Annotated in this window: 29 protein-coding genes and 1 other RNA gene; 17 read left to right on the top strand and 13 right to left on the bottom strand. The window is 62.1% G+C overall.

All coding sequences use genetic code 11. The features are described from left to right. The first annotated feature begins 183 nt into the window (after positions 1-183). The 4 genes from pyc (at position 184) to NKI99_RS15655 (ending at position 4,991) form a co-directional block, all read left to right on the top strand. Positions 184-3,642, top strand: a complete 3,459-nt coding sequence (gene pyc, locus NKI99_RS15640) for a pyruvate carboxylase (RefSeq protein ID WP_352611380.1) — start codon at positions 184-186, stop codon at positions 3,640-3,642. 155 nt (positions 3,643-3,797) lie between these two features. Beyond that, positions 3,798-4,058: a DUF2312 domain-containing protein gene (locus tag NKI99_RS15645; protein WP_013529099.1), complete on the top strand. Its 261-nt coding sequence runs from the start codon at positions 3,798-3,800 to the stop codon at positions 4,056-4,058. A 173-nt stretch (positions 4,059-4,231) separates the two neighbouring features. Beyond that, complete coding sequence (locus NKI99_RS15650; RefSeq protein WP_127296220.1) at positions 4,232-4,672, top strand: hypothetical protein; 441 nt, start codon at positions 4,232-4,234, stop codon at positions 4,670-4,672. 7 nt (positions 4,673-4,679) lie between these two features. After that, positions 4,680-4,991: a hypothetical protein gene (locus NKI99_RS15655; RefSeq protein ID WP_352611381.1), complete on the top strand. Its 312-nt coding sequence runs from the start codon at positions 4,680-4,682 to the stop codon at positions 4,989-4,991. Between the two features lie 83 nt (positions 4,992-5,074). Here the strand turns inward: NKI99_RS15655 and msrB are convergent, their stop codons facing one another. The 5 genes from msrB to NKI99_RS15680 all read right to left on the bottom strand — a co-directional run bounded on the left by msrB (position 5,075) and on the right by NKI99_RS15680 (position 9,063). Continuing rightward, the gene (msrB, locus tag NKI99_RS15660; RefSeq protein WP_127270383.1) at positions 5,075-5,479 is read right to left on the bottom strand and encodes a peptide-methionine (R)-S-oxide reductase MsrB; all 405 of its coding nucleotides are present in this window, start codon (positions 5,477-5,479) and stop codon (positions 5,075-5,077) included. 197 nt (positions 5,480-5,676) lie between these two features. Then, positions 5,677-6,474, bottom strand: a complete 798-nt coding sequence (locus NKI99_RS15665) for an MBL fold metallo-hydrolase (protein WP_352611382.1) — start codon at positions 6,472-6,474, stop codon at positions 5,677-5,679. A gap of 19 nt (positions 6,475-6,493) precedes the next feature. Continuing rightward, a complete protein-coding gene (locus tag NKI99_RS15670) occupies positions 6,494-7,684 on the bottom strand; it encodes a vWA domain-containing protein (RefSeq protein WP_352611383.1) in 1,191 nt (396 codons plus the stop codon). Positions 7,685-7,691: 7 nt separating this feature from the next. Next, positions 7,692-8,138, bottom strand: a complete 447-nt coding sequence (locus tag NKI99_RS15675; RefSeq protein WP_352611384.1) for a GNAT family N-acetyltransferase — start codon at positions 8,136-8,138, stop codon at positions 7,692-7,694. An 85-nt stretch (positions 8,139-8,223) separates the two neighbouring features. Next, positions 8,224-9,063: an AAA family ATPase gene (locus NKI99_RS15680; protein ID WP_023811813.1), complete on the bottom strand. Its 840-nt coding sequence runs from the start codon at positions 9,061-9,063 to the stop codon at positions 8,224-8,226. A gap of 148 nt (positions 9,064-9,211) precedes the next feature. Between NKI99_RS15680 and ssrS the strand changes: the two genes are divergently transcribed. The 6 genes from ssrS (at position 9,212) to NKI99_RS15710 (ending at position 12,422) form a co-directional block, all read left to right on the top strand. After that, a non-coding RNA gene (gene ssrS, locus NKI99_RS15685) (6S RNA) lies at positions 9,212-9,367 on the top strand. A gap of 96 nt (positions 9,368-9,463) precedes the next feature. Further along, the gene (locus tag NKI99_RS15690; RefSeq protein WP_023811814.1) at positions 9,464-10,051 is read left to right on the top strand and encodes a 5-formyltetrahydrofolate cyclo-ligase; all 588 of its coding nucleotides are present in this window, start codon (positions 9,464-9,466) and stop codon (positions 10,049-10,051) included. Positions 10,052-10,120: 69 nt separating this feature from the next. Next, positions 10,121-10,945 (top strand): TIGR00282 family metallophosphoesterase, encoded by an 825-nt coding sequence (locus NKI99_RS15695; RefSeq protein ID WP_023811815.1) that lies wholly within the window; start codon positions 10,121-10,123, stop codon positions 10,943-10,945. A gap of 74 nt (positions 10,946-11,019) precedes the next feature. After that, the gene (locus tag NKI99_RS15700; protein ID WP_031213449.1) at positions 11,020-11,787 is read left to right on the top strand and encodes a TerC family protein; all 768 of its coding nucleotides are present in this window, start codon (positions 11,020-11,022) and stop codon (positions 11,785-11,787) included. Between the two features lie 79 nt (positions 11,788-11,866). Next, positions 11,867-12,154 (top strand): BrnT family toxin, encoded by a 288-nt coding sequence (locus NKI99_RS15705; protein WP_081734874.1) that lies wholly within the window; start codon positions 11,867-11,869, stop codon positions 12,152-12,154. After that, positions 12,135-12,422, top strand: coding sequence for a BrnA antitoxin family protein (locus tag NKI99_RS15710; protein WP_023811818.1), 288 nt, complete (start codon positions 12,135-12,137; stop codon positions 12,420-12,422). Before NKI99_RS15705 ends, NKI99_RS15710 begins: the two co-directional genes overlap by 20 nt. A 6-nt stretch (positions 12,423-12,428) precedes the next feature. Here the strand turns inward: NKI99_RS15710 and NKI99_RS15715 are convergent, their stop codons facing one another. The 4 genes from NKI99_RS15715 to NKI99_RS15730 are packed head-to-tail and all read right to left on the bottom strand — an operon-like array spanning position 12,429 to position 14,259. Beyond that, entirely contained in the window at positions 12,429-12,896 is a 468-nt protein-coding gene (locus tag NKI99_RS15715) for an SRPBCC family protein (RefSeq protein WP_352611385.1), read from the bottom strand. A 26-nt stretch (positions 12,897-12,922) separates the two neighbouring features. Next, positions 12,923-13,285, bottom strand: a complete 363-nt coding sequence (locus NKI99_RS15720; RefSeq protein ID WP_352611386.1) for a hypothetical protein — start codon at positions 13,283-13,285, stop codon at positions 12,923-12,925. A 53-nt stretch (positions 13,286-13,338) separates the two neighbouring features. Further along, positions 13,339-13,731, bottom strand: coding sequence for a VOC family protein (locus NKI99_RS15725; protein ID WP_352611387.1), 393 nt, complete (start codon positions 13,729-13,731; stop codon positions 13,339-13,341). A gap of 45 nt (positions 13,732-13,776) precedes the next feature. After that, the gene (locus NKI99_RS15730) at positions 13,777-14,259 is read right to left on the bottom strand and encodes an SRPBCC domain-containing protein (RefSeq protein ID WP_352440976.1); all 483 of its coding nucleotides are present in this window, start codon (positions 14,257-14,259) and stop codon (positions 13,777-13,779) included. Between the two features lie 52 nt (positions 14,260-14,311). Between NKI99_RS15730 and NKI99_RS15735 the strand changes: the two genes are divergently transcribed. From NKI99_RS15735 to NKI99_RS15750, 4 genes are all read left to right on the top strand, one after another. Then, the gene (locus NKI99_RS15735) at positions 14,312-14,635 is read left to right on the top strand and encodes an ArsR/SmtB family transcription factor (RefSeq protein ID WP_352611388.1); all 324 of its coding nucleotides are present in this window, start codon (positions 14,312-14,314) and stop codon (positions 14,633-14,635) included. A 214-nt stretch (positions 14,636-14,849) separates the two neighbouring features. Beyond that, positions 14,850-15,599, top strand: coding sequence for a YebC/PmpR family DNA-binding transcriptional regulator (locus NKI99_RS15740; RefSeq protein WP_352611389.1), 750 nt, complete (start codon positions 14,850-14,852; stop codon positions 15,597-15,599). 105 nt (positions 15,600-15,704) lie between these two features. Next, a complete protein-coding gene (locus NKI99_RS15745) occupies positions 15,705-16,334 on the top strand; it encodes an RDD family protein (RefSeq protein WP_352611390.1) in 630 nt (209 codons plus the stop codon). Positions 16,335-16,485: 151 nt separating this feature from the next. Next, complete coding sequence (locus tag NKI99_RS15750; RefSeq protein WP_023811826.1) at positions 16,486-16,782, top strand: Rdx family protein; 297 nt, start codon at positions 16,486-16,488, stop codon at positions 16,780-16,782. A gap of 18 nt (positions 16,783-16,800) precedes the next feature. On the opposite strand, the gene NKI99_RS15755 is transcribed toward NKI99_RS15750, so the two are convergent. Further along, on the bottom strand, positions 16,801-16,950 hold the full coding sequence (locus NKI99_RS15755) for a glycine zipper domain-containing protein (protein ID WP_352611424.1): 150 nt from the start codon (positions 16,948-16,950) through the stop codon (positions 16,801-16,803). 20 nt (positions 16,951-16,970) lie between these two features. Next, on the bottom strand, positions 16,971-17,450 hold the full coding sequence (locus NKI99_RS15760; protein WP_352611391.1) for an anthrone oxygenase family protein: 480 nt from the start codon (positions 17,448-17,450) through the stop codon (positions 16,971-16,973). 129 nt (positions 17,451-17,579) lie between these two features. On the opposite strand from NKI99_RS15760, the gene NKI99_RS15765 reads away from it, so the two are divergent. After that, positions 17,580-18,221, top strand: a complete 642-nt coding sequence (locus tag NKI99_RS15765; protein ID WP_023811829.1) for a TetR/AcrR family transcriptional regulator — start codon at positions 17,580-17,582, stop codon at positions 18,219-18,221. 64 nt (positions 18,222-18,285) lie between these two features. Here NKI99_RS15765 and rpmE read toward each other — a convergent pair whose 3' ends face one another. Beyond that, the gene (gene rpmE / locus NKI99_RS15770; protein WP_023811830.1) at positions 18,286-18,507 is read right to left on the bottom strand and encodes a 50S ribosomal protein L31; all 222 of its coding nucleotides are present in this window, start codon (positions 18,505-18,507) and stop codon (positions 18,286-18,288) included. A gap of 206 nt (positions 18,508-18,713) precedes the next feature. On the opposite strand from rpmE, the gene NKI99_RS15775 reads away from it, so the two are divergent. Next, positions 18,714-20,513 carry an ABC transporter transmembrane domain-containing protein gene (locus tag NKI99_RS15775; RefSeq protein ID WP_352611392.1) on the top strand — a complete coding sequence of 600 codons (1,800 nt, stop codon included), beginning with the start codon at positions 18,714-18,716 and terminating at the stop codon, positions 20,511-20,513. Positions 20,514-20,544: 31 nt separating this feature from the next. Here the strand turns inward: NKI99_RS15775 and NKI99_RS15780 are convergent, their stop codons facing one another. Further along, the gene (locus NKI99_RS15780; protein ID WP_352611393.1) at positions 20,545-22,032 is read right to left on the bottom strand and encodes a carboxypeptidase M32; all 1,488 of its coding nucleotides are present in this window, start codon (positions 22,030-22,032) and stop codon (positions 20,545-20,547) included. A 140-nt stretch (positions 22,033-22,172) separates the two neighbouring features. On the opposite strand from NKI99_RS15780, the gene NKI99_RS15785 reads away from it, so the two are divergent. After that, a complete protein-coding gene (locus NKI99_RS15785) occupies positions 22,173-22,526 on the top strand; it encodes a DUF1304 domain-containing protein (protein ID WP_352611394.1) in 354 nt (117 codons plus the stop codon). Positions 22,527-22,586: the final 60 nt, after the last annotated feature.

The following is a 22,586-nucleotide window of genomic DNA, read 5'->3' on the forward strand; positions in this document are numbered from 1 at the left end:
GGAATGATCGCGCGTCACGGCAGAGCCGGCGCTTTTTCTGGCTGTTTGGATGAATGCGAAGGCCTCTGGCGCAATGATTCCATTTCAATCGGTTTAAATGCGCGTCAAATTTGTTTGCACTGCAGCATTTTCACGCTAATCATTGCGCCGATTTCTCTTCCTTCCGTTGCTGGAGCCCAGTCCTTGGCCATCACGAAGATCCTCGTCGCCAACCGGTCCGAAATCGCCATTCGCGTCTTTCGCGCGGCCAACGAACTCGGCCTTAAAACCGTGGCGATCTGGGCCGAAGAAGACAAATACTCCCTGCATCGCTTCAAGGCCGACGAGAGCTACCAGGTCGGGCGCGGACCGCATCTGACCCGGGACATGGGGCCGATCGAAAGCTATCTGTCGATCGAGGAGGTGATCCGCGTCGCCAGGCTGTCGGGTGCCGATGCTATCCATCCCGGCTACGGATTGTTGTCGGAAAGTCCCGAATTCGCCGACGCCTGTGCCGAAGCCGGCATTACCTTCATCGGGCCGAAGCCGGACACAATGCGGCGGCTCGGCAACAAGGTCGCGGCGCGCAATCTCGCCATCGAGGTCGGGGTGCCGGTGATCCCCGCCACCGATCCGTTGCCGGATGACATGGAGGCGGTCAAGAAACTGGCCAAGGGAATCGGCTATCCCGTGATGCTGAAGGCATCATGGGGTGGCGGCGGCCGCGGCATGCGCGCCATCCGCGCCGAAGCCGACCTTGCCCGTGAAGTCACCGAAGGCAAGCGTGAGGCGAAAGCCGCCTTCGGCAAGGACGAGGTCTATCTCGAAAAGCTGATCGAACGCGCGCGCCATGTCGAGGTGCAGGTGCTGGGCGACACCCATGGCAATGCGGTGCACCTGTTCGAGCGCGACTGTTCGATCCAGCGCCGCAACCAGAAGGTCGTCGAGCGGGCGCCGGCGCCCTATCTCGAAATGTCGCAGCGCGAGGAGCTTTGCGGCCATGCGCTGAAGATCGCCCGCGAGACCAGTTATATCGGCGCCGGCACGGTCGAGTTCCTGCAGGATGCCGACACCGGCAAATTCTATTTCATCGAGGTCAACCCGCGCATCCAGGTCGAGCACACCGTCACCGAGCAGGTGACCGGCATCGATATCGTCAAGGCGCAGATCCATATCCTCGACGGCTTTGCCATCGGCACACCGGAATCAGGCGTGCCGGCGCAGAAGGACATAAGGCTGAACGGCCACGCGCTGCAGTGCCGCATCACCACGGAAGACCCCGAGCACAATTTCATCCCCGATTACGGACGCATTACCGCCTATCGCGGCGCAACAGGCTTCGGCATCCGCCTCGATGGCGGCACCGCCTATTCGGGCGCTGTCATCACCCGCTTCTACGATCCGCTGCTGGAGAAGGTGACGGCGTGGGCGCCGACGCCGGCCGAGACGATCGCCCGCATGAACCGGGCGCTGCGCGAGTTCCGCATCCGCGGCGTCGCCACCAATCTGACCTTCCTCGAAGCGATCATCAACCACCCGAGCTTCGCCGACAATTCCTACACGACCAAGTTCATCGACACGACGCCGGAACTGTTCCAGCAGGTCAAGCGCCAGGACCGCGCCACCAAGCTCATCAACTATCTCGCCGACGTCAGCGTCAACGGCCATCCCGAGACGCGCGGCCGGCCGCAGCCGAAGGCCGATGCGGCCGCACCCGTGGTGCCTTACCTCAACGGCAATGTGCCCGGCGGCAGCAAGCAGAAGCTGGATGTGCTCGGGCCGGAGAAGTTCGCCGCCTGGATGCGCGATCAGAGGCAAGTGCTGGTCACGGACACGACGATGCGCGATGGCCACCAGTCGTTGCTCGCCACGCGTGTGCGAACGCATGACATTGCCGGCATCGCCGGTACCTATGCGCGTGCCTTGCCGCAGCTTCTATCGCTGGAATGCTGGGGCGGCGCCACCTTCGATGTCGCCATGCGCTTCCTCACCGAGGATCCGTGGGAGCGGCTGTCGCTGGTGCGCGAGGCGGCGCCCAATCTGCTGTTGCAGATGCTGCTGCGCGGCGCCAATGGCGTCGGCTACACCAACTATCCCGACAATGTCGTGCAGCATTTCGTCAAGCAGGCAGCAAGCGGTGGCATCGACCTGTTCCGGGTCTTCGATTGCCTGAACTGGGTCGACAATATGCGCGTCGCCATGGATGCGGTCGGCGCCGAGGGTAAGCTGATCGAAGCGGCGATCTGCTACACCGGCGACATCCTCGATCCGGCGCGGGCGAAATACGACCTCAAATACTATGTCGGCCTGGCCAGGGAATTGCAGGCGGCCGGCGCCCACATCATTGCCGTCAAGGACATGGCCGGACTGCTGAAGCCGGCGGCGGCACGCGTGCTGTTCAAGGCGCTGCGCGAGGCGACCGACCTGCCGATCCATTTCCACACCCACGACACGTCGGGCCTGTCGGCGGCGACGGTGCTGGCGGCGGTGGAAAGCGGCGTCGACGCCATAGACGCGGCGATGGATGCTTTCTCCGGCAACACCTCGCAGCCATGCCTTGGCTCGCTCGTCGAGGCGCTGAAGGGCACCGAACGCGACCCCGGTCTCGACCCGCAATGGATCAGGAAAATCTCGTTCTACTGGGAAGCGGTGCGCAACCAGTACGCCGCCTTTGAAAGCGACCTCAAGGGGCCGGCTTCGGAAGTCTATCTGCACGAGATGCCGGGCGGGCAGTTCACCAATTTGAAGGAACAGGCGCGCTCGCTCGGACTGGAGACGCGCTGGCACGAGGTGGCGCAGACCTATCACGACGTCAATCTGATGTTCGGCGACATCGTCAAGGTGACGCCGTCCTCCAAGGTCGTCGGCGACATGGCATTGATGATGGTCAGCCAGGATCTCACCGTTGCCGATGTCGAAAACCCGGACAAGGATATCGCATTCCCGGATTCGGTGGTCTCGATGCTGCGCGGCGACCTTGGCCAGTCGCCAGGCGGGTGGCCGGCGGCGCTGCAGGGGAAGGCGCTGAAGGGCGACAAGCCGATCACGGTGCGGCCCGGCTCACTGCTCAAGCCAGCCGACCTAAAGGCCAACCGCAAGGAAATCGAGGAGAAGCTCGAGCGCAAGCTGTCGGAGTTCGAATTCGCCTCGTGGCTGATGTATCCAAAGGTGTTTACGGATTTCGCCGGAGCGCAGGAAACCTATGGGCCGGTCAGCGTCCTGCCGACGCCGACCTATTTCTACGGCATGAAGCCGGAAGACGAGATCTTCGTCGACATCGAGAAAGGCAAGACGCTGGTGGTCCGATGCCTTGCCATCGGCGATGTCGACGAAAAGGGCATGGTCACCGTGTTCTTCGAGCTCAACGGCCAGCCGCGTCGTGTCAAGGTGCCCGACCGGGCGCATGGCGCGTCCGCCGCCAAGGCCCGCCGCAAGGCCGAACCCGGCAACGAGGCGCATGTCGGCGCACCGATGCCGGGCGTCGTCTCGGCGCTTTCGGTGGCTGCCGGCCAGGCTGTGAAGGCCGGTGACGTGCTGCTTTCCATCGAAGCGATGAAGATGGAGACGGCGCTGCATGCCGAGCGCGACGGTACGGTCGCCGAGGTGCTGGTCAAGGCAGGCGACCAGATCGATGCCAAGGATCTGCTGATCGCTTTCAATTAGAGTTCGCAAAACGGACTGGTTGTCGGCTTCTGGCGGCAGCCAGCGTGGCTTGGTCGATAACGGCTTGACCCGTCGCCGCCGGTCGGGCATCGAACCGGCTCAAATTTTGCCGCAGTCGTCCGCGAGTCGCGGAGCCGATGCTTTTGGAGAAAAATATGGCCGACGATATCACCGATACCAGCCAGACTGTTGCCGCCGGCCAGCTGCGTGCCTTCATCGAGCGCATAGAGCGGCTCGAGGAAGAGAAGAAAACCATTTCCGACGATATCAAGGAAGTGTTCGCCGAGGCCAAGGGCACTGGGTTCGACACTAAGGCGATGCGCACGATCATCCGGCTGCGCAAGAAGGACCAGGCCGAGCGGCAGGAAGAGGAAACCATCCTCGATCTGTATAAGGCCGCACTCGGCATGGTGTAGAGACTGTCTGGAAATTCACTCCGGCGGTCATCTGGTGGCGTTTTCTGCGCTTCCGGTGCTCGCGTACTTTAAGTACGCTCCGCTCCGGTTCTCGAAACCACCACCATATGACTCGCCAGAGCGAATTTCGAAACAGGCTCGGGCGAGCATGATGCCGGAGCGAGCATCGAGCCATGAGCGAATTCGACTTCGGCGCCCGCCGCGCCTCTGAATTCCGCCAGCGCGGCTTCTGGACGCTGTTCGCCGAGCGGCATCCGGAAGAAAGGGCTCTGATGGCGCGGCGCGGACCCTGGTTCTGGCAGCGCGGGCTGCCCGACTTCGCCTTGGTCCTTTCCATGTATGTCGCGCCGGCGCAGAACCAGGTCGGCGTCTTCTTCGGTCGCAACGAGAAGTTCGGCGCCACGCAAGCCTGGTCGCGGCTGAAGCCGTTTCAGCGTGAAATCGAAGACAGGCTGAAGCTCAGGCCGGAACAGAGTTGCGAGGGCCTCGGCATCAATTCGATGTGGCGGGTGAACTGCTATGCCGAGGACAACTGGCCAGCCATGGCCGACTGGCTGGTGACCGAATGTTCGCGCTTCGAGCGTGCGGTAACCGAAGTCCTGGGGCAGGGATAGACATCCGGTGTTGCCAGAAGGTATCGGCGCCTTTTTCCGCTCACGCTGGCAAGGCCAGGTGCCGCTCGACCGGCTGTTCTGGCGCGACCTTGTCCTCGTCGGCACCGCGGTCAGCATCGTCGCATCGGTGCTGGCGCTCGTCTTGCTCGGATTGAAGTTGCCGCTCGGGCTTGTGCTGGCAGTGCATTTCGCGTCGGTGCCCTACAGCCTGTTCCTGACCTTGGCGGTGTGGCGGACCACCGAAAAGATTCCCGGGGCCAAGGCCTGGATGATGACGCTGGGCGCCACGCTGTGGCTGGTGGCGATGATCGTGGTCTGATCGTCTGCCCAGAGGGGGGCGACGGATATTTAAACGAAAAGGGCGACAGATGCCGCCCTTTCATAGTGTCGAACCCGGATGGCTCAGGCCGAGGGCTCGAATTTCAGCGCCACGCCGTTGATGCAATAGCGCAGGCCGGTCGGCGGCGGGCCGTCCTCGAAGACATGGCCGAGATGGCTGCCGCAGCGGGCGCAATGGCATTCGGTGCGAACCATGCCGTAGCTGCGGTCGACGGTGTTTTCGACCGAGCCCGGCACCGGGTCGTTGAAGCTCGGCCAGCCGGTGCCGCTCTCGAACTTCAGCTTGGATTCGAACAAGGGCTGGTCGCAGCCGGCGCAGGAAAAGGTGCCGGCGCGCTTCTCGTAGAGCAAAGCGCAGCTTCCCGGCCGCTCGGTGCCGTGACCGCGCATGACGGCATACTGCTCGGGCGTCAGCCGGGCGCGCCATTCGGCGTCGGTGCGAGTTACAGGGTAGGTGTGGGTGTCCATGTGATCTCCTCAGCCTTGCCGGCTCGCTCCTACAGCGCCGCGCGTCCATCGGACGCGCAAGGGACGCTGTAGCACTTTGGTTTTGCGCATGATCCTTTCCGAACCGGAGGCTCGGGGTCATGCGCGGATTGCAACCTCATATTCGCACCAAGATAGGCATTTGTTACGGCATTTTCCCGCATTTTCGATCGTGACCTTCATGCGATCGCCGCCAGATAGCGATCGACCGAAGCAGCCAACGCCGCTTTTGCGCCTCCGATGACATTCTGGTTCCACCACGCGCCGTAGATATGCTCGAATGCGAATGGCTCCAGCGCCGCCGCGATGCGGCGCACGGCCGCTGCATTGAGCGGAATGTAGTTCGGATAACTGTACATGAAGCTGACATGGCGGCGCGTCGGCGTCACCTGCAGGATATCGCCGGCCAGCAAGACGTCGCCGCCATCGCGTTTCCAGTGCAGCACCTGACCGCCGGCAAAGTGGCCACCGCAGCGGATGAGCGTCAGCGAAGGGTTTATGGCCAGCGTCTCGCCTTCCCAGCTGACGATCGCCTTGTGCGGCCGCATGATCCACTGGCGGTCATCGGCGTGGAGATAGATCGGCACGCCGCCAAACGCCTCGCTCCAACAGACCATCACCGAATAATAATGGCAGTGCGAGATGGCGATCGCCGCCAGGCCGCCGCGGCGGTTGATCTCGGCCACCGCCTCGTCGCTGACCATCGAAACGCAGTCCCACAGCACGTTGCCGTGTGGCGTCTGTGCCAGCAGCGCCCGCTGGCCGATGGCGAAGCGCGGCTCGATGCCGAAGGCGAGAACGCCGGCATCATCCTTCATCACAAGCCGATGCCCTTCAGCAAGTTCCTCCGGCGTGATCCACGCCTGCCCTTCCCAGCGCACATATTGGCGCTCGTCCTCGCAGATCGGGCAATGTTTTGGAGGCGTCTCTGTCGCCGCGAACTGGACGCCGCATTGCAGGCAGAGAAAGCAGGTCATCGGATCTCCTGTCAGTCTTTCAGTGTTTTCTTGAAAGCTGCCTGGTCGCGCCCTCAAGCCCGGCCAAAGTCAGCGGGAACATGCGGCCGCCGAAGATGTCGCGGATCATCGCAGTCGAATGGGTGTAGCCCCAGTTCTTGGGGTCTTCGGGGTTCAGCCATACCGCGTTCGGCCATTGCTGCAGCAGACGGCCGAGCCAGACACTGCCTGCCTCCGGATTCCAGTGCTCGACCGAACCGCCGGGATGAGCGATCTCGTAAGGGCTCATCGAGGCGTCACCGACGACGATCACCTTGTAGTCCGGGCCATATTTGTGGAGGAGGTCGAAGGTCGGAATCACCTCGGCATGCCTGCGGCGATTATCCTTCCACACACCCTCATAGAGGCAGTTGTGGAAATAGAAATATTCGAGCTGGCGGAATTCGGCGCGGGCGGCCGAGAACAGCTCCTCGACGCTCTTGATGTGGTCGTCCATCGAGCCGCCGACATCGAAGAACATCAAAAGCTTCACCGCGTTGCGCCGTTCGGGCCGCGTCTGCACGTCGAGATAGCCATGTTCGGCGGTGGCGTGGATGGTGCCGGGCAGGTCGAATTCCTCCTCGGCGCCTTCGCGCACCCAGCGACGCAAGCGCTTCAGCGCGATCTTGATGTTGCGGGTGCCGAGTTCGACGGCATCATCGAAATTCCTGAACTCACGTCTGTCCCACACCTTCACCGCGCGGCGGTTGCGGCTTTCATGCTGGCCGATACGCACACCTTCGGGATTGTAGCCATAGGCGCCGAAGGGCGAGGTGCCGCCGGTGCCGATCCATTTCGAGCCGCCCTGGTGGCGGCCTTTTTGCTCGTCCAGCCGCTGCTTCAAGGTCTCCATCAATTTCTCGAAACCGCCCAGCGCCTCGACCAGTTTTTTCTCTTCGTCGGTCAGGTGCTTTTCGGCGATGCGGCGCAACCATTCCTCGGGAATGTCAGCGACATCGACGGCATCCGGCCCGCCCAGCGCTTCGATGCCCTTGAAGACATGCGCAAACACCTGGTCGAAGCGGTCGATATGGCGCTCGTCCTTCACCAGCACCGCACGGGCGAGGTAATAAAAACCTTCGACGTCGTAGTCGACCAGCCCGGCTTCCAGTCCCTCCAGCAGCGACAGATATTCCCTGAGCGAAACGGGAACACGCGCGGCCTTCAGTTCGAGGAAGAAGGGGATGAACATTGTCTATCTACAGCAGATCATACTCGATGAAGCCGGTGCGGCGCGCGACATGGTCGTAGAGTTTGCGCGCGGTGGTGTTGGTTTCGTGCGTCATCCAGTAAACGTTCTTGACGCCGATTTTCGCGGCTTCTTGTCTTACTGCCTCGATCAGCGCAGCACCAATGCCCTTGCCGCGCACGTCAGGGTCGGCGAACAGATCCTGCAGATAGCAGTTGTTTTTTTCCGACCAGCCTGAGCGGTGGTAGAGATAGTGGGTGAGGCCAACCGCCTTGCTGTCCAGCGTGGCGATGAAGCCTTTCGGCTCGAACTCACCCTCGGTGAACAGCCGCTTCCAGGTGATGGCGTAGACCTCTTCCGGCAGCTTCGTCTCATAGAAGGTGAGGTAGTCGGTCCACAGCCGCCGCCAATCGGCGCGGTCGGACTGCGCGAGCGGGCGGACGATAATCTCAGCCATGTCATCTCCTCTGAAGGTTTGGCCGAGGCTGCCTGCCTGTTCGGCTGCTGGCAACGGTCCACAGAAGCGAAAGCGCTGCTGCTACCTATTGCTGCCTTCGTGCCATGAACGCCAGCCGCTCGAACAAATGCACGTCCTGCTCGTTCTTCAGCAATGCGCCATGCAACTTGGGCAGGGCGTTCTTCGGATCGGCGCGCAGATCTTCCGGCGCGATGTCGTCGGCGACCAGCAGCCTTATCCAGTCGAGCGCCTCGGAGGTCGACGGCTTCTTCTTCAAGCCGGGCACGTCGCGGATTTCGTAGAACTGGGTCAGCGCCGCGCGCACCAGGTTCTGCTTGATGCCGGGATAGTGGACATCGACGATTCTATGCAGCGTGTCGACGTCGGGAAAGCGGATGTAGTGGAAGAAGCAGCGGCGCAGGAACGCGTCCGGCAACTCCTTCTCGTTGTTGGAGGTGATGATGACGATCGGCCTGACGGCGGCGCGGATGGTTTCGCCGGTCTCGTAGACGAAGAACTCCATCCGATCGAGTTCCTGCAGGAGGTCGTTGGGGAATTCGATGTCGGCCTTGTCGATCTCGTCGATCAAAAGCACGACCTTCCTGCCGGCGGCGAACGCCTCCCAGAGCTTGCCGCGCTTGATGTAGTTCCTGATGTCGTTGAAGCGCTCGTCACCAAGCTGGCTGTCGCGCAGGCGCGAGACGGCGTCATATTCGTAAAGGCCCTGCTGCGCCCTGGTGGTCGACTTGACGTGCCATTCGATGAGGTCGAGGCCAAGTGCTGACGCCACCTGGCGGGCCAGCTCCGTCTTGCCGGTGCCTGGCTCGCCCTTGACCAGCAAGGGCCGCTCCAGCGCGATCGCCGCGTTGACGGCCACCATCAGATCCTTGTCGGCGACATAGGCCGCCGTGCCTTCGAAACGCATTCTTGCTCCTCGGTTGATCATGGCAACCGTAAGGACGCGGCTCACCCTGTGCAAGGGTGCGCCGGCCGCGACGAATGGGCTTGAACCCTGATGGAAACATATGCCCGTCTCACTGGCGCTTAGCCGGCCGGCAGCCTATATTGGGCGGGACGGTCTGTGCTTCCCGGCAGGAGAACATTTTCCCCGGGGCCTTAACGATCCTTAGGGAGCTGTCCCTGGGAAGACCCGTGGGTTTTCTCACACGGCGCCCACCTACTTTGTAGGTTCCCGGGATCGCTCTCTCCACCGGTTGTGTGGATCGTCACTTATTGCCACGCGTCCCGCATTTCGGTGGATGATTGCGGTGGAAAACGTCGCTCCCAAAACTCCATCCAGATCTGACCTTTTCTAGCCTGGCTGAATGACCTCTCTCAAAGACCTGAAAAAGCAGCTTCGCCGTGAGGCCCTCGGACGCCGCGATGCGCTCGATGAATTCTGGCGGGTGGAGGTCGCGCTTGAAATGGCCGAGACGGCACGCGATCTCCTCCACGTCGAGCCGGGCCAGATCGTTTCCGGCTTCTGGCCGATGCGTTCCGAAGTCGACGTTCGGCCGTTGATGTTTGCCTTGCGTGAAAAGGGCGCGCGGCTTTGCCTGCCGGCCATTCTCGACAAGACCACCATCGTCTTTCGCGAACTGGTGCGCGGCGCGCCGATGGTCGAGATGGGTTTCGGCACGGTCGGCCCTCACGAGGAAGCCGAGGTGCTCGACCCCTCTGTGATGCTGGTGCCGCTCGCCGCTTTCGATGCGCGCGGCCATCGCATCGGCTATGGTGCCGGCTATTACGACCGCGCCATCGCCAAGCTGATCGACAAGGGACAGCCGCCGCGGCTGGTCGGCATCGCCTTCGACTGCCAGGAGGTGGCAATGGTGCCGGATGAGGAACATGACGTCGTCATTCCGGAAATACTGACCGAGAGCGGGTTGCGCCGCTTCGCGCCAAAATTGTAGATAAGTACAAGGGACGCATGATCTTCACTGGCGTCATGCAGCTTTCGCTGACCTTCGGTGCGGGATCATATGAGACTTCTCTTCCTCGGTGACATGGTTGGAAAGACAGGACGGACGGCGGTGTGGGAACAACTGCCCGGCCTGATCTCCGACTTCAAACTCGATTTCGTCATCGTCAATGGCGAGAACGCCGCGGGCGGCTTCGGCATCACCGAAGATATCTTTCGCGAGACGATCGCCGCTGGTGCTGATGTCGTCACCACCGGCAACCATGTCTGGGACCAACGCGACGCGCTCGCCTTCGCGCCGCGCGAAGAGCGCTTCCTGCGTCCCTCCAACTTTCCCAAGGGCACGCCCGGGCGCGGCTCCGGTGTCTATATCGCCAGGAGCGGCGCGCGCGTGCTGGTCGCCAACATCATGGGCCGGGTGTTCATGCATCCCGAGCTCGACGATCCTTTCCAGGCCGGCGAACGCGAGCTTGCCGCCTGTCCGCTCGGCGAGCAGGCGGATGCCGTGATTATCGACTTCCACGCCGAGGCGACCTCGGAAAAGATGTGCTTCGCGCATTTCGTCGACGGCCGCGCCAGCCTCGTCGTCGGCACCCACACCCACCAGCCGACCGGCGATCACCAGGTCCTCAACGGCGGCACCGGTTATATGTCCGACGCCGGCATGTGCGGGGACTACGATTCCTCGCTCGGCATGGACAAGGAGGAGCCGCTCAACCGGTTCCTGTCGAAGGTGCCGAAAGGCCGCTTCGAGGCGGCGACCGGACCGGCGACCTTGTGCGGCGTTGGCGTCGATATTTCCGACCGCACAGGGCTGACCGAGCGGATCGCGCCGTTTCGTCGCGGGCCACGGCTGGAAGAAACCGCACCGTCCTTCTGGTCCTGACATTGATATAGGCACGCTTAGTACCTAACTGCCGGCGACACTGCTCTAGATCGTTAAAAGAGGGGACGACCTCCATGCAGCTCATCGAATTCCTGGCGCCGCATTTCCAATTCGTGTCCGACCCGACCGCCTGGGTCGCGCTGCTGACGCTGATTGTGCTCGAGGTCGTGCTCGGCATCGACAACCTGATCTTCATCTCGATCCTGACCAACAAGCTGCCGGAAGCACAACGGGCCCGTGCCCGCCGGCTCGGCATCTCGGCGGCGCTGATCATGCGGCTGGTGCTGCTGGCCACCATTTCGATCATCGTCCAGCTGACCACGCCGGTGTTCACGGCCTTCGGCCACGGTTTTTCCTGGCGCGACCTGATCCTGATTGCCGGCGGCCTGTTCCTGGTCTGGAAGGCGACCAAGGAGATCCATCACACGGTCGATCCCGACGACCACAAGGATACGATGATGGGCGAGACGCTGCAGATCAGCCTTGCCGGCGCGATCTTCCAGATCCTGCTGCTCGACCTGGTCTTCTCGATCGATTCGATCATCACCGCCGTCGGCATGACCGACGAGATCGCCATCATGTACATCGCCGTGATCGTGGCGGTGAGCGTGATGATGCTGGCGGCCGGGCCGCTGGCCAACTTCATCGCCAAGAACCCGAGCATTGTCATGCTGGCGCTGGGCTTCCTTCTGATGATCGGCATGACACTGATCGCAGACGGCATGGGCTACCATGTGCCCAAGGGCTACATCTATGCGGCGATGGGCTTTTCGGCATTGGTCGAGGGACTCAACATGCTGGCGCGGCGACGTAGGAAGGCGAAATCGGGTGGCGGGCACTGAGCTTGGGCTTGGGCGCATGCCGCGTTTGGATTGACTTTTACGGATTTGTACATACAATACTGTAGTCGATGGTGCTACTTTGCAGTTTGAATGGGATCCTGAAAAAGCGAGGCGCAATCTTGCCAAGCACGGCATCGCCTTTGATCTTGCACGAAAGGTGTTCGATGATCCGCTCCATCTCATCGTGCCTGACCGGTTTGAAGATGGTGAGCAACGATGGCACGCGATCGGGATGATTGAGGCTGTCGCGGTATTGCTGGTTGTGCATACCTACCCCGGTCGCGAAGATGAAGAACGGGTTCGGATCGTTGGTGCTCGGAAAGCGACAACGCATGAAAGGAAGCGCTATGAACAGGAAGGACCTTAGCCAGGATCTGCGCAATCAACTTGCCAAGCTGGCCGATTTGCCCGACAGCGAGATTGATACCTCGGACATTCCAGAAGCTCCGGCCGAGAACTGGATTCATGCTCGCCGTGGACATCTTTACCGACCACTCAAGCAGCCGGTCACCATTAGGCTCGATGCCGATGTGCTATCCTGGTTTAAGGAACATGTCGGAGGCGGTGGCTATCAAACCGAAATCAATCGCGTACTTCGCCATCATGTGACCGAACAGGAAAAGCGGCGAGGTTGATCCGATTTAGTTAGCCGGCACGCCCTTCGGGTGGCGGTCGCCGATCAGGCCGAGCGTCAGGCCTTGTTCCAGCCACGCCTTGGCGCCGGCCAGCACCAGCGTGAAGCCGCCGGTTGAGCCGACGGCCTCTTTCACCTGCTCGTCGCCATCGCCGGCAAAGCCGAAATTGCGAACCTCGAGAAAGGTCGTCTCGCCAGGCATTTCCGTGAAAGTCCAGACCACGGTGGTCGGCGGATCGCTCCATTGCATGACGATCTTTTCGTTCGCGACGATCTCGCTGACGTCGACCGTCGTCGACACGCCGTACATGCGCCATTCCCAGCGGATCTGCTTGCCGCTGTCCAGCCGGCCGCTGCCATGAGTGAACCAGAATTTCGTTGTAATGGCGGGGTCGACGATGGCCTCGAACACCTCGGCGACAGGCCGCCGGATCAGCATGCCGGCTTCGGCGGTCGGTTTTTCCTGAATGTCCATCGGATGCTCCTTTCGTGGCTTGGCGCTCACCAGGCGTCCGGTTCGCGCAGCATGTGGATGATATTGGCGGGGTTGGTGATCCAGCCGCCGCGGAAGCCCTCGCCCAAGGGCTCGATGGCATCGCAACGCACAACGCCGGCCTTGGCTAAATGATCCGCAGCCATGGGGAAATCCTTGGTGAACAGCTCCAGCCACACCTCGGCCTGGCTCATCATCGGCGCCTTATCGATCCACAGGCGGTTGGGGCCAAGCTCGAAGCCGATGGCCGGCGCCTTGTCCGTGAAAGGCTTCAGGCCGACGACGTCGCGGTAGAAGGCGATCGTCGCCTGATACTGGTGCGGCGGCACCTTCATGGCGATGTTGATGCCGCCGGTGATCTTCGCGGTCATAGCTGGCTCCCTTGTCGTGTTCAGCTGTTGTTGGTCGGCTTTGCCCAGGCTGGTTATGCGAGATTGACCTGCCAGGAGACCCCGAACCTGTCGTTCAGCCATGCGAAGCGGCGGCTGAAGCCGTAATTGTCGGGCGGCATCAGAAACCCGCCGTCCTTTGCCAGTGTCTCGACAATTCGGTTCAGTTCGTCCTCAGAGGAACAGTCCACATAGAGCGAGACCGACGGCGTGAACGTGAAGGCGTGGTGCACGGGGCTGTTGAAGACCATGACTTCCAGGCCAGCGATCGACACGCGCGCCAGCTTGACCGTTCCGTCCGAGCCATCTTCGCCGGGGCCGTAATTTGTGACGTCAAGGACGCCGCTGTCAGGAATGGTCTCGCAATAGAGCGTCATTGCCTCTTCGGCCTTGCCCTCGAACATCAGGAATGGCGTTACTTTCTTCATCGTTGACCTCCGTCTTGCTCCCTGGCGGTGAGATATGGGGGCCGCTCAGATATTGGTCTCGTTGGCGGGTTCGCCCTTCATCTCGCTGCGGTAGTAGCCGTCGCGCAAATTGATGCCGTATTCGACATAGGCCTTCATGCAGGCCAGCATCTGCGACCAGCCCTCGCAATTGAGGTAGGACTTCTTCAGGCCGACCGCGCCTTCTTGCCAACCGCTCTCGGCGATGGTGACGAAGGTGCCGCCGTCGTCGAGCGGCTCGAAATTCATCTCGATGCGGGTCTTGTAGGCGGGTTTGCCGTCGGCGTCGGTGGCATCCCAGCGCAGCACGATGCGGCTGTCCTTGACCACTTCGTCGACCTCGACCGGCACCTTGCCCCACCAGACGACGCCGGCGCCAGCTTCCAGCGGGGCGCTGGCGCCGCCGATCGTGGTGAAGTAGCCGCTCAGTTTCTTCGGATTGACGACTGCGTCGAAGACGTCGGCGACCGGCTTGCCGATGCGTCCGGAAACACTGAATCCAAGTGACATATCCACAACTCCTTCCCTTGATCGGCCCAACAATATGTTATAGAAACATAACATGTCAAGCCGATCGCAAGACGACAATGTTTTCAAGGCGCTGGCGCATCCGCGCCGGCGTGAAATACTGGATCAGCTGAAGGACGCGCCGAAGACGACCGGCATGCTGTGCGAGGCCTTTCCCGACATCGATCGCTGCACCGTCATGCTGCATCTCAAGGTATTGGAGGAGGCCGACCTGATCGTTGCGCGGCGCGACGGCCGCGAGCGCTGGAACCATCTCAACGCGCTGCCGATCAAGCAGATCCACGACCGCTGGATCAGCCAGTATGCCGGACATGCGCTCAGCATCATCGACCGGCTGAAGTCGGACCTCGAGGCGTGAGCGGCCGCAGCATGCCATGCAGTGCCATGTCTTGCGCGGTGCGGCTGGACGAATTGAGCCGATTTATCTATAAGCCGGCCATTCCGACAGAGAACGCCGTGCTTCCACGAGTTGCACCTGGGACGCTCTGAAATTTTGAATTCGGGCATTGCGGCAGACGAGGTCAGATCACTTCGCTTCGGGATGCTCTAGCCGAGAAGACGACAGGGGTGCCATGGCTGGCCATTCACAGTTCAAGAACATCATGCACCGCAAGGGCCGCCAGGATGCGGTGCGGTCGAAAATGTTTTCCAAGCTGGCGCGCGAAATCACCGTCGCCGCCAAGAGCGGGACGCCCGATCCATCGATGAATCCGCGCCTGCGGCTGGCTATCCAGAACGCCAAGGCGGTGTCGATGCCGAAGGACAACATCCAGCGTGCCGTCAACAAGGCCTCGATGGGCGATGCCGAGAGCTACGAAGCCGTGCGTTATGAGGGCTATGGCCCAGGCGGCGTCGCCGTCATCGTCGAAGTGCTGACCGACAACCGCAACCGTTCGGCCTCGAATGTGCGCGCCGCCTTCACCAAGGCCGGTGGGGCAATGGGCGAAACCGGCTCGGTGTCGTTCATGTGGGACCGTGCCGGCGAAATCTATTATCCGGCATCGGCCGGCAGCGCCGACAAGATCATGGATGCGGCGATCGAAGCCGGTGCCGATGACGTTGAAACCGACGAGGAAGGCCACACGATCTATTGTGGCTTCGAGAATGTCGGCGAAGTGTCGAAGGCGCTGGAAGCCTCGCTCGGCGAGGCGGAATCGGTGAAGCTGATCTGGAAGCCGCAAAACAATGTTCCGGTCGACGAGGACCGGGCACAGTCGCTGATGAAGCTGGTTGCCACGCTCGAGGACGACGACGACGTGCAGAGCGTCTACGCCAACTTTGAAGTCGACGACGAGACCATGGCCAAGCTCAGCGCGGCATAGGACTGCAAGGTGGTGGCCAACGGCGCTACAGGCGGGGTAGCATGGCCTCGCTGCTTGAGACTTCCGCCAAAGGTGTAGCGCAGTCGGTTGTCGGCGAGGGGGAAGATGACTGACGAAGGCGTTGAACTTGCAGTGACCTGGCCTCGTCCAGGCGGCCTTTGGCGACGGCTTTTCGCTTCGCTTATCGACTACCTTGTCATCTTCGTCGCTCTTTATGCGTTGGTTGCGGCCTTGTTTCTGATGACCGACGGCGGAGTGAAAGGCAGCTTCTGGCTGAACTGGAAAACCTGCCAGTCCGCCAGTCTGAAAGGAACAGGCGATCCTGTCCTTTCCCGCTACGATTGGCAGGTTTGTGCAACATCCTTCTTCGGTCTTCCGGTGGCCAGATGGGCAGCCGGCACGAGCACGGACGCTCAATCGAAGGCAGTATCAACCCTTTCGATAGACCTTGATTCAAACGGAAATTTTCGAACTGCGGCACTGGATCTAGGCTTTCTCCAAGTGCTGGTCCTTGCGACCTATCTTCTTGTGATGGAAGGGGCCTTCAGTCGGTCGCTTGGCAAGGGGGTCCTGGCCCTCTTCGTCCATGACGAGCTGGATTGGCATAGGGAAGGCCTCGCTTTGCAAAAAACCGTTTGTCGGCAGTTGGTAAATTCCTGGGCTATCTACCCGCCACGCTGGTCGGAGCTTTCTTTGCTTTCCAGACCTGGAAAACCGCTCCGGCGCCCATGCTGAACTATTCCCGACTGGAAATCGTAATCGCCTTTACCGCGTCTGCCCTAGCTATTCTCTGGCCATGTTGGATCGCGCTGACCGTCGCACTCGGCAACGAGCCAATACATGACCGGGTTGCCGGCACGACCGTGCGCGTTCTGGAGGTGGACCAATGAACGCGTCAGGGAAGCATTGCGTCGTCATCACCTACTGCACGCAGTGCCAGTGGCTGTTGCGCGCCGGCTGGATGGCTCAGGAACTGCTGTCGACCTTCGGCACCGATCTCGGCGAGGTGACATTGGTGCCCGGCACTGGGGGCATCTTCACCATCAGCTGCAATGACGTGCTGGTCTGGGACCGCAAGCGCGACGGCGGTTTTCCGGACGCGGCCAAACTGAAGCAGCTGGTCCGCGATGTCATCGACCCGGATCGCGACCTCGGTCATTCCGATCGGAAGACAAAGGCGTAGAGGCCGCCGGCGCTGCCGTCACTTGCGTGGCCACGCACCGACGGCGGCACCAATCGCAATACCCACGGCGACGCCCATCGGAAGCTCATCCAGAGCGGTGCCGATCGCGGCACCGACACCAACTCCGATTGCCATGCCGAAGGCCATCTTTGCGTATTGATCCTTCATCCGTCGCTCCTCCATCGTCGTCAACGCGTGGCGAACCAGAAGGATGCCAGCGCGGCTATGCCGCTGATGGCGCGGACATGGTTCCACATCACCCATTCATTGAGGTAGCGTGGCCACAGGCCTGCGCCATTGCTGCTGGCCAGATCGACGGCGGCGAGCGCATCGTTGAGCGGGACGTTGAAGATCATCGTGACCACCACGATGCCGATGAGATAGAGCAGGCTGCCGGCAATCAGCCAGAGCGAACCCGGCTGGCTCCAGCCAATCACCGCACCGATGGCGACAAGGACGCAGACGAGCGCCGTGCCGAACAGCGCTGTCATGAACAGCGGGGTCACAGCTGTGACATTGATCGAATTCATCGCGGCAATGCCGCTTGTGGCTGGCATGCGGGCGAGGCCCGGCATGACGAAGCTGGAGAAAGCAAAGAAGACGCCGCCGACGACGCCTGAGCCGAGTGCGGCAATGAAGATGAGGGTGGGAAGAAGTTTCGCGATCATGTCATTTGCTCCATATGCCCGTTGTGTTTTCCTTTGCGTCAAAATATGAACAATCCTCACGTTTGCAAAACGTGATAAACCCTCGTATTTTGTGGGTCAAGCGATTTTGATTGCATTTGGAGTCAGTCATTGGAAGACACGGCAGCCCCCGTTTCCGCACAGGAGCAGGTTGCTTCACCGCGCCGGGCGCCGAGCCAGCAGCGTAGCCGCGAGCGGGTCGAGCGCATGCTGGCCGCTGCCTCGGCGCTGATCGCCGAGCAAGGCAGCGATGCCATGCGCATGGGAGAAGTGGCGGAACGGGCCGGTGTGTCGATCGGCTCGCTCTACCAGTTCTTTCCCGACAAGCGGGCGATCGTCTGGGCGCTGGCCGAGCGCTACACCGCCGAAAGCCAAGCCTGCATCTCGGCGGCACTCGCCGGCGTCAGCGACGCCGAAGGCCTGCAGTCCGCGTTTTCAGAGTTAGTCGACATCTATTACCGGCTGTTCCTGGCCGAGCCGGTGATGCGCGACATCTGGTCGGGCACGCAGGCCGACAAGGCGCTGCGCCAACTCGAACTCGCCGACAGCCGCGCCAACGCCGAATTCCTCACCGCGGTGCTGAAACGGCTGCGGCCGGCGGTCGATCCGGCGACACTGGAAACCACGGCGTTTCTGGTCTGGCAGATGGGCGAGGCCGCCATGCGGCTGGCGATCTCGGTTGAGCGCCAGGAGGGCGACAGGCTGGTCGCCGCCTACAAGCGCATGGCGCTAAGGGAATTGCTGGCCGAGTAGCGCCGCGCCGCAACAAAAAACCCGCCACGGAGGCAGGTTTTTGATCTGTGAAAGCTCGTTGAGCTTAGATGCCGAAACCTTCGAAACGCTTCTTGAACTTCGACAGGCGGCCGCCGCGGTCGAGCAGGGTCTGCTGGCCGCCGGTCCAGGCCGGGTGGGTGGTCGGGTCGATATCGAGGTTCATCGTATCGCCTTCCTTGCCCCAGGTCGAACGGGTCGTGTATTCGGTGCCATCGGTCATGACGACCTTGATGGTGTGGTAGTCGGGATGAATAGCGCTCTTCATGGCTCGGTTCCTGGCTTGCCGGCGCTGCCGACGGGCATAAGCCTGCGTCGATGCGCCTCTTTTTAAAACTCGAAGCCGCAGCTATTGAGGAGCCACGGCTTCTAAAACGGTCGGCGAGCCTATACATCAGCCGGAATTGAATCACAAGGCCGCGGCAAGCGCATATTGAGGCGCAGACCCCAAGGGCGGCTGGAGGAAACATCGGGATGGCGCAAATCACCAGCGCAGACGAGCGCCGGCGTTCGCTCAAGCCGCTCCGGCGCCTGTTCCCGTACATCACGCACTATCGCACACTGGTCGTCGGCGCCATCATCTCGCTGGTCATCGCGGCGGCAACCACGCTGGCGCTGCCGCTGGCGGTGCGACGCATGATCGATCATGGCTTCTCGTCGGCCAGCACCACCTTCATCGCCGAATATTTCGCAGCGCTGGTGGCGATGGCCGCCCTGCTGGCGGCGGCATCGGCCGGCCGCTACTATTTCGTCATCACGCTGGGCGAGCGCGTCGTCGCCGATATCCGGCGCGATGTGTTTGCCCATGTGACGACGCTGTCGCCTGCCTTCTTCGACACCGCCCAGTCGGGCGAGATCGTGTCGCGGCTTGCCGCCGACACGACGCAGGTCAAGTCGGCGGTCGGAGCGACGGCCTCGGTGGCGCTGCGCAACGTAATCCTCGGTCTTGGCGCGGTGGGGATGATGGTCATCACCAGTCCGAAACTATCAGGCCTCGTCATATCAGCCATTCCTGTCATCGTGCTGCCGCTGGTCGCTTTCGGCCGTTCGGTGCGGCGCAAATCACGCCAGGCGCAAGATACGCTTGCCGATGCCACCGCCTATGCCAGCGAACAGATCGGCGCGGTGCGCACGCTGCAGGCCTTCACCAATGAAAAGCTGGTCACCGGGCATTTCTCGGCCGCGGTGGAAGCTGCTTTCGAGGCGGCACGCTCCTCGATCTTCGCGCGCTCCTTCCTTACCTTCTTCGCCATTTTCACCATCTTCTCGTCCGTCGTGGCGGTGCTGTGGTTCGGCTCGCGCGACGTGCTCGAAGGCTCGATATCGCCGGGTACGCTCGGTCAGTTCCTGCTCTATTCGGTGTTCGCCGCCGGCGCGCTGGGCGCGTTGTCGGAAGTCTGGGGCGAGCTTGCGCAAGCGGCGGGTGCCGCCGAACGGCTGACCGAGATCCTGGCCGAGAAGCCGGCGATCCAGGCTCCCGCCGATCCGAAGCCGCTGCCGGCCGTCGCCAAGGGCGCGATCGCCTTCGACAATGTCTCCTTCTCCTACCCGGCAAGGCCCGACCGCGCCGCCGTGCACGGCTTGAGCTTTCAGGTCATGCCGGGCGAGACGGTGGCGATCGTCGGGCCGTCAGGGGCCGGCAAGAGCACCGTGTTTTCACTGATCCTGCGCTTCTACGATCCCGAAACAGGCAAGATCCTGATCGACGGCGTCGACGTGCGCGAGGCCGATCCCGTTTCGATCCGCCAGCGCATCGCGATCGTGCCGCAGGACGTCACCATTTTCGCGGCAAGCGCGCGTGACAATATCGGTTTCGGCCGGCCGGGAGCCAGCAAGGCCGAAATCGAGACGGCGGCGAAGGATGCACTTGCCGATGAATTCATCCTCAAGCTGGAAAAAGGCTATGACAGCCAGGTCGGTGAGCGCGGCGTGACGCTGTCAGGCGGCCAGCGCCAGCGGGTTGCGATCGCCCGCGCCATCCTGCGCGACGCCCCGATCCTGCTGCTCGACGAGGCCACCTCCGCCCTCGACGCCGAAAGCGAGACGCTGGTGCAGACGGCGCTGGAACGGCTGATGCAGGGCCGCACCACGATCGTCATCGCCCACCGCCTGGCAACGGTGCTGAAGGCCGACAGGATCCTGGTCATGGATGGCGGCTCGATCGTCGAGGAAGGCACGCATCAAAGCCTTGTCGCCAAGGGCGGCATCTATGCGCGGCTGGCCAAGCTGCAGTTCGAAACCGGCGCCAGTGCTTTCAGGGGCGCGGCGGAGTAGGCAGAACCAACTACGTTCCTGATGTGCCGCTCTACGCGGCTCCGTAGCGCTGCTTCAGATGGTTCACGAAATAGGTGGCGTTGAGCTTTTCGCCGGTGGCGCGTTCGAGCAGGTCCGGCGTCGACCAGCGTGATCCCTGCGACCAGATCTTTTGGCGGCGCCACTCGTTGATCGCCTCGAAATTGCCTTTGGCGAGATCGCCATCGGCGGCAGGATGATCCCGCGTCAGCGCCGCCCATTGCTGCGCCGCCATCATCGCGCCCAGCGTATAGGAGGGGAAATAGCCGAAGGCGGCCCCAGGCCAATGCACGTCCTGCATCGGCCCGTCGGCCGGATTGTCGATGGTGGAAAGACCGAGGTAATCGCGCATCTTGGCGTCCCAGGCTTCGGGCAGGTCGGCGACCTCCAGCCGGCCCGCGACGAGCTCCTGCTCCAGTTCGTAGCGCAGGATGACATGCAGGGGGTAGGTCACCTCGTCGGCATCGACACGGATCAGGCCGCGCTCGACGCGATGCACATGCGGCAGGATATCGTCGAGCGACCAGGCCTCACCGAGATGCTTTTCAACCACCGGCAGCGCCCAGTTCCAGAAGGCCGGGTTGCGGCCGAGCTGTTTTTCGACGAACAGGCTCTGGCTTTCATGCACGGCCATGCCGCGCGCCTTGCCGAGCGGCCAGTGCGACCATGCCTTGGGCAGGTTCTGTTCGTAGAGCGCATGGCCGGTCTCGTGCAGCACGCCCATCAGCGCCGACAGGAAGTCGGACGTCTTGTAGCGGGTGGTGATGCGCACGTCGCTCGGCACGCCGCCGCAGAAAGGGTGGTGCGACACCGACAACGACCCGTGCGTCAGGTCGAAGCCGACCGACGCCATCATGGCAAGGCCGAGCTCGCGCTGCCGGTCGATCGCATAGGTGCCCGACAGCGGCTTCAGCGGGCGCTTGCGCAGCCGTGCGTCCTGGATAGCCAGCGCCTCCGGCACGAAGCCTTTCAGGAAAGCCTTCAGGTCGGCGAAGACTGGCGTGATGTCGGCGGTGCGGTTGCCGGGGTCGTACTGCTCCATCAGCGCGTCATAGGGGGCGAGGCCGAGCATGTCGGCACGCAGCGCCGCTTCCTCGCGCACCAACTCCACGACGCCCTCCAGCGCCGGCTGGAAGCCCGCCCAGTCGTTCTTGGCGCGCAGGTCGCGCCACAGTTGCTCGCAACGCATGCGCGCGGTCGTCTGGCGTTCGACGAATTCGACCGGCAGGCAGGTCAGGTTGGTGTATTGCCGCCGCAGTTCCGAGACCGCGGTGCGCTGCTCTTCACCCAACGCTTCCTGCTCTGCCGCGACGATCCAGTCTGCTATCTCCGGCGCCGTTGCCCTGGTGTGATACATGCCGGCCAGTGCCGACATCGCCTCGGCACGCTTCTCGCCGCCGCCGACGGCCATGTGGGTGGCCTCGTCGGCACCGAGGATGGCCAGTGCATGCTCGAGTGCTTCGAGCTTGTGACCGAGATTATCGAGTTTCTGAAAGGACATGGCTGCTTCCGTGATTGGGGACGGCGCGAAAAGATACCAACGCAAAGGCGTTTGCAACCCTCAGGCACCGCGCAACGGACGCATCTTGCGTGGGGGCGGTCATGCGTGAAATGCTGCCGGCAACAATTGGGGGAAACAACATGATCGGCAACATCCTGGTCGCGCTGGTGGCCTTGATCCATGCCTACATCGTCTATCTGGAGATGGTGCTGTGGGACACGCCGCGTGGGCACAAGGCATTCAATCTGACGCCCGAATTCGCCAGTGCCTCGAAGGTGCTCGCCGCCAATCAGGGGCTCTACAACGGGTTCCTCGCCGCCGGCTTGATCTGGGGGCTTTACCTCGGTGCCGCCGGTTTTCAGGTCAAATTGTTCTTCCTGTCGTGCGTGGCCATTGCCGGCCTCTATGGCGCGGCAACGGTTGGCCGCAAGATCCTGTTCATCCAGACCGTGCCGGCAGCGGTTGCGCTGATCGCGGTGTGGCTCGGCTGGTAAAAAGGACGCCCGCGGGATGGCTCCCCGAAGGCGTCAGCGTCCCTTCCTCTTGGACCGTTT

Origin of the sequence: Mesorhizobium sp. M0239 (genome assembly GCF_040321815.1) — a bacterium.
In the GTDB taxonomy this organism is placed as follows: domain Bacteria; phylum Pseudomonadota; class Alphaproteobacteria; order Rhizobiales; family Rhizobiaceae; genus Mesorhizobium.

What these genes read in the sequence shown, in the direction of transcription:
- NKI99_RS15645 (WP_013529099.1), top strand. Translation starts at nt 3,798, where the DNA reads ATGGCCGACGATATCACCGATACCAGCCAGACTGTTGCCGCCGGCCAG.
- NKI99_RS15650 (WP_127296220.1), top strand. Translation starts at nt 4,232, where the DNA reads ATGAGCGAATTCGACTTCGGCGCCCGCCGCGCCTCTGAATTCCGCCAG.
- msrB (WP_127270383.1), bottom strand. Translation starts at nt 5,479, where the DNA reads ATGGACACCCACACCTACCCTGTAACTCGCACCGACGCCGAATGGCGC.
- NKI99_RS15665 (WP_352611382.1), bottom strand. Translation starts at nt 6,474, where the DNA reads ATGACCTGCTTTCTCTGCCTGCAATGCGGCGTCCAGTTCGCGGCGACA.
- NKI99_RS15670 (WP_352611383.1), bottom strand. Translation starts at nt 7,684, where the DNA reads ATGTTCATCCCCTTCTTCCTCGAACTGAAGGCCGCGCGTGTTCCCGTT.
- NKI99_RS15675 (WP_352611384.1), bottom strand. Translation starts at nt 8,138, where the DNA reads ATGGCTGAGATTATCGTCCGCCCGCTCGCGCAGTCCGACCGCGCCGAT.
- NKI99_RS15680 (WP_023811813.1), bottom strand. Translation starts at nt 9,063, where the DNA reads ATGCGTTTCGAAGGCACGGCGGCCTATGTCGCCGACAAGGATCTGATG.
- NKI99_RS15690 (WP_023811814.1), top strand. Translation starts at nt 9,464, where the DNA reads ATGACCTCTCTCAAAGACCTGAAAAAGCAGCTTCGCCGTGAGGCCCTC.
- NKI99_RS15695 (WP_023811815.1), top strand. Translation starts at nt 10,121, where the DNA reads ATGAGACTTCTCTTCCTCGGTGACATGGTTGGAAAGACAGGACGGACG.
- NKI99_RS15700 (WP_031213449.1), top strand. Translation starts at nt 11,020, where the DNA reads ATGCAGCTCATCGAATTCCTGGCGCCGCATTTCCAATTCGTGTCCGAC.
- NKI99_RS15710 (WP_023811818.1), top strand. Translation starts at nt 12,135, where the DNA reads ATGAACAGGAAGGACCTTAGCCAGGATCTGCGCAATCAACTTGCCAAG.
- NKI99_RS15715 (WP_352611385.1), bottom strand. Translation starts at nt 12,896, where the DNA reads ATGGACATTCAGGAAAAACCGACCGCCGAAGCCGGCATGCTGATCCGG.
- NKI99_RS15720 (WP_352611386.1), bottom strand. Translation starts at nt 13,285, where the DNA reads ATGACCGCGAAGATCACCGGCGGCATCAACATCGCCATGAAGGTGCCG.
- NKI99_RS15725 (WP_352611387.1), bottom strand. Translation starts at nt 13,731, where the DNA reads ATGAAGAAAGTAACGCCATTCCTGATGTTCGAGGGCAAGGCCGAAGAG.
- NKI99_RS15730 (WP_352440976.1), bottom strand. Translation starts at nt 14,259, where the DNA reads ATGTCACTTGGATTCAGTGTTTCCGGACGCATCGGCAAGCCGGTCGCC.
- NKI99_RS15735 (WP_352611388.1), top strand. Translation starts at nt 14,312, where the DNA reads ATGTCAAGCCGATCGCAAGACGACAATGTTTTCAAGGCGCTGGCGCAT.
- NKI99_RS15740 (WP_352611389.1), top strand. Translation starts at nt 14,850, where the DNA reads ATGGCTGGCCATTCACAGTTCAAGAACATCATGCACCGCAAGGGCCGC.
- NKI99_RS15745 (WP_352611390.1), top strand. Translation starts at nt 15,705, where the DNA reads ATGACTGACGAAGGCGTTGAACTTGCAGTGACCTGGCCTCGTCCAGGC.
- NKI99_RS15750 (WP_023811826.1), top strand. Translation starts at nt 16,486, where the DNA reads ATGAACGCGTCAGGGAAGCATTGCGTCGTCATCACCTACTGCACGCAG.
- NKI99_RS15755 (WP_352611424.1), bottom strand. Translation starts at nt 16,950, where the DNA reads ATGAAGGATCAATACGCAAAGATGGCCTTCGGCATGGCAATCGGAGTT.
- NKI99_RS15760 (WP_352611391.1), bottom strand. Translation starts at nt 17,450, where the DNA reads ATGATCGCGAAACTTCTTCCCACCCTCATCTTCATTGCCGCACTCGGC.
- rpmE (WP_023811830.1), bottom strand. Translation starts at nt 18,507, where the DNA reads ATGAAGAGCGCTATTCATCCCGACTACCACACCATCAAGGTCGTCATG.
- NKI99_RS15775 (WP_352611392.1), top strand. Translation starts at nt 18,714, where the DNA reads ATGGCGCAAATCACCAGCGCAGACGAGCGCCGGCGTTCGCTCAAGCCG.
- NKI99_RS15780 (WP_352611393.1), bottom strand. Translation starts at nt 22,032, where the DNA reads ATGTCCTTTCAGAAACTCGATAATCTCGGTCACAAGCTCGAAGCACTC.
- NKI99_RS15785 (WP_352611394.1), top strand. Translation starts at nt 22,173, where the DNA reads ATGATCGGCAACATCCTGGTCGCGCTGGTGGCCTTGATCCATGCCTAC.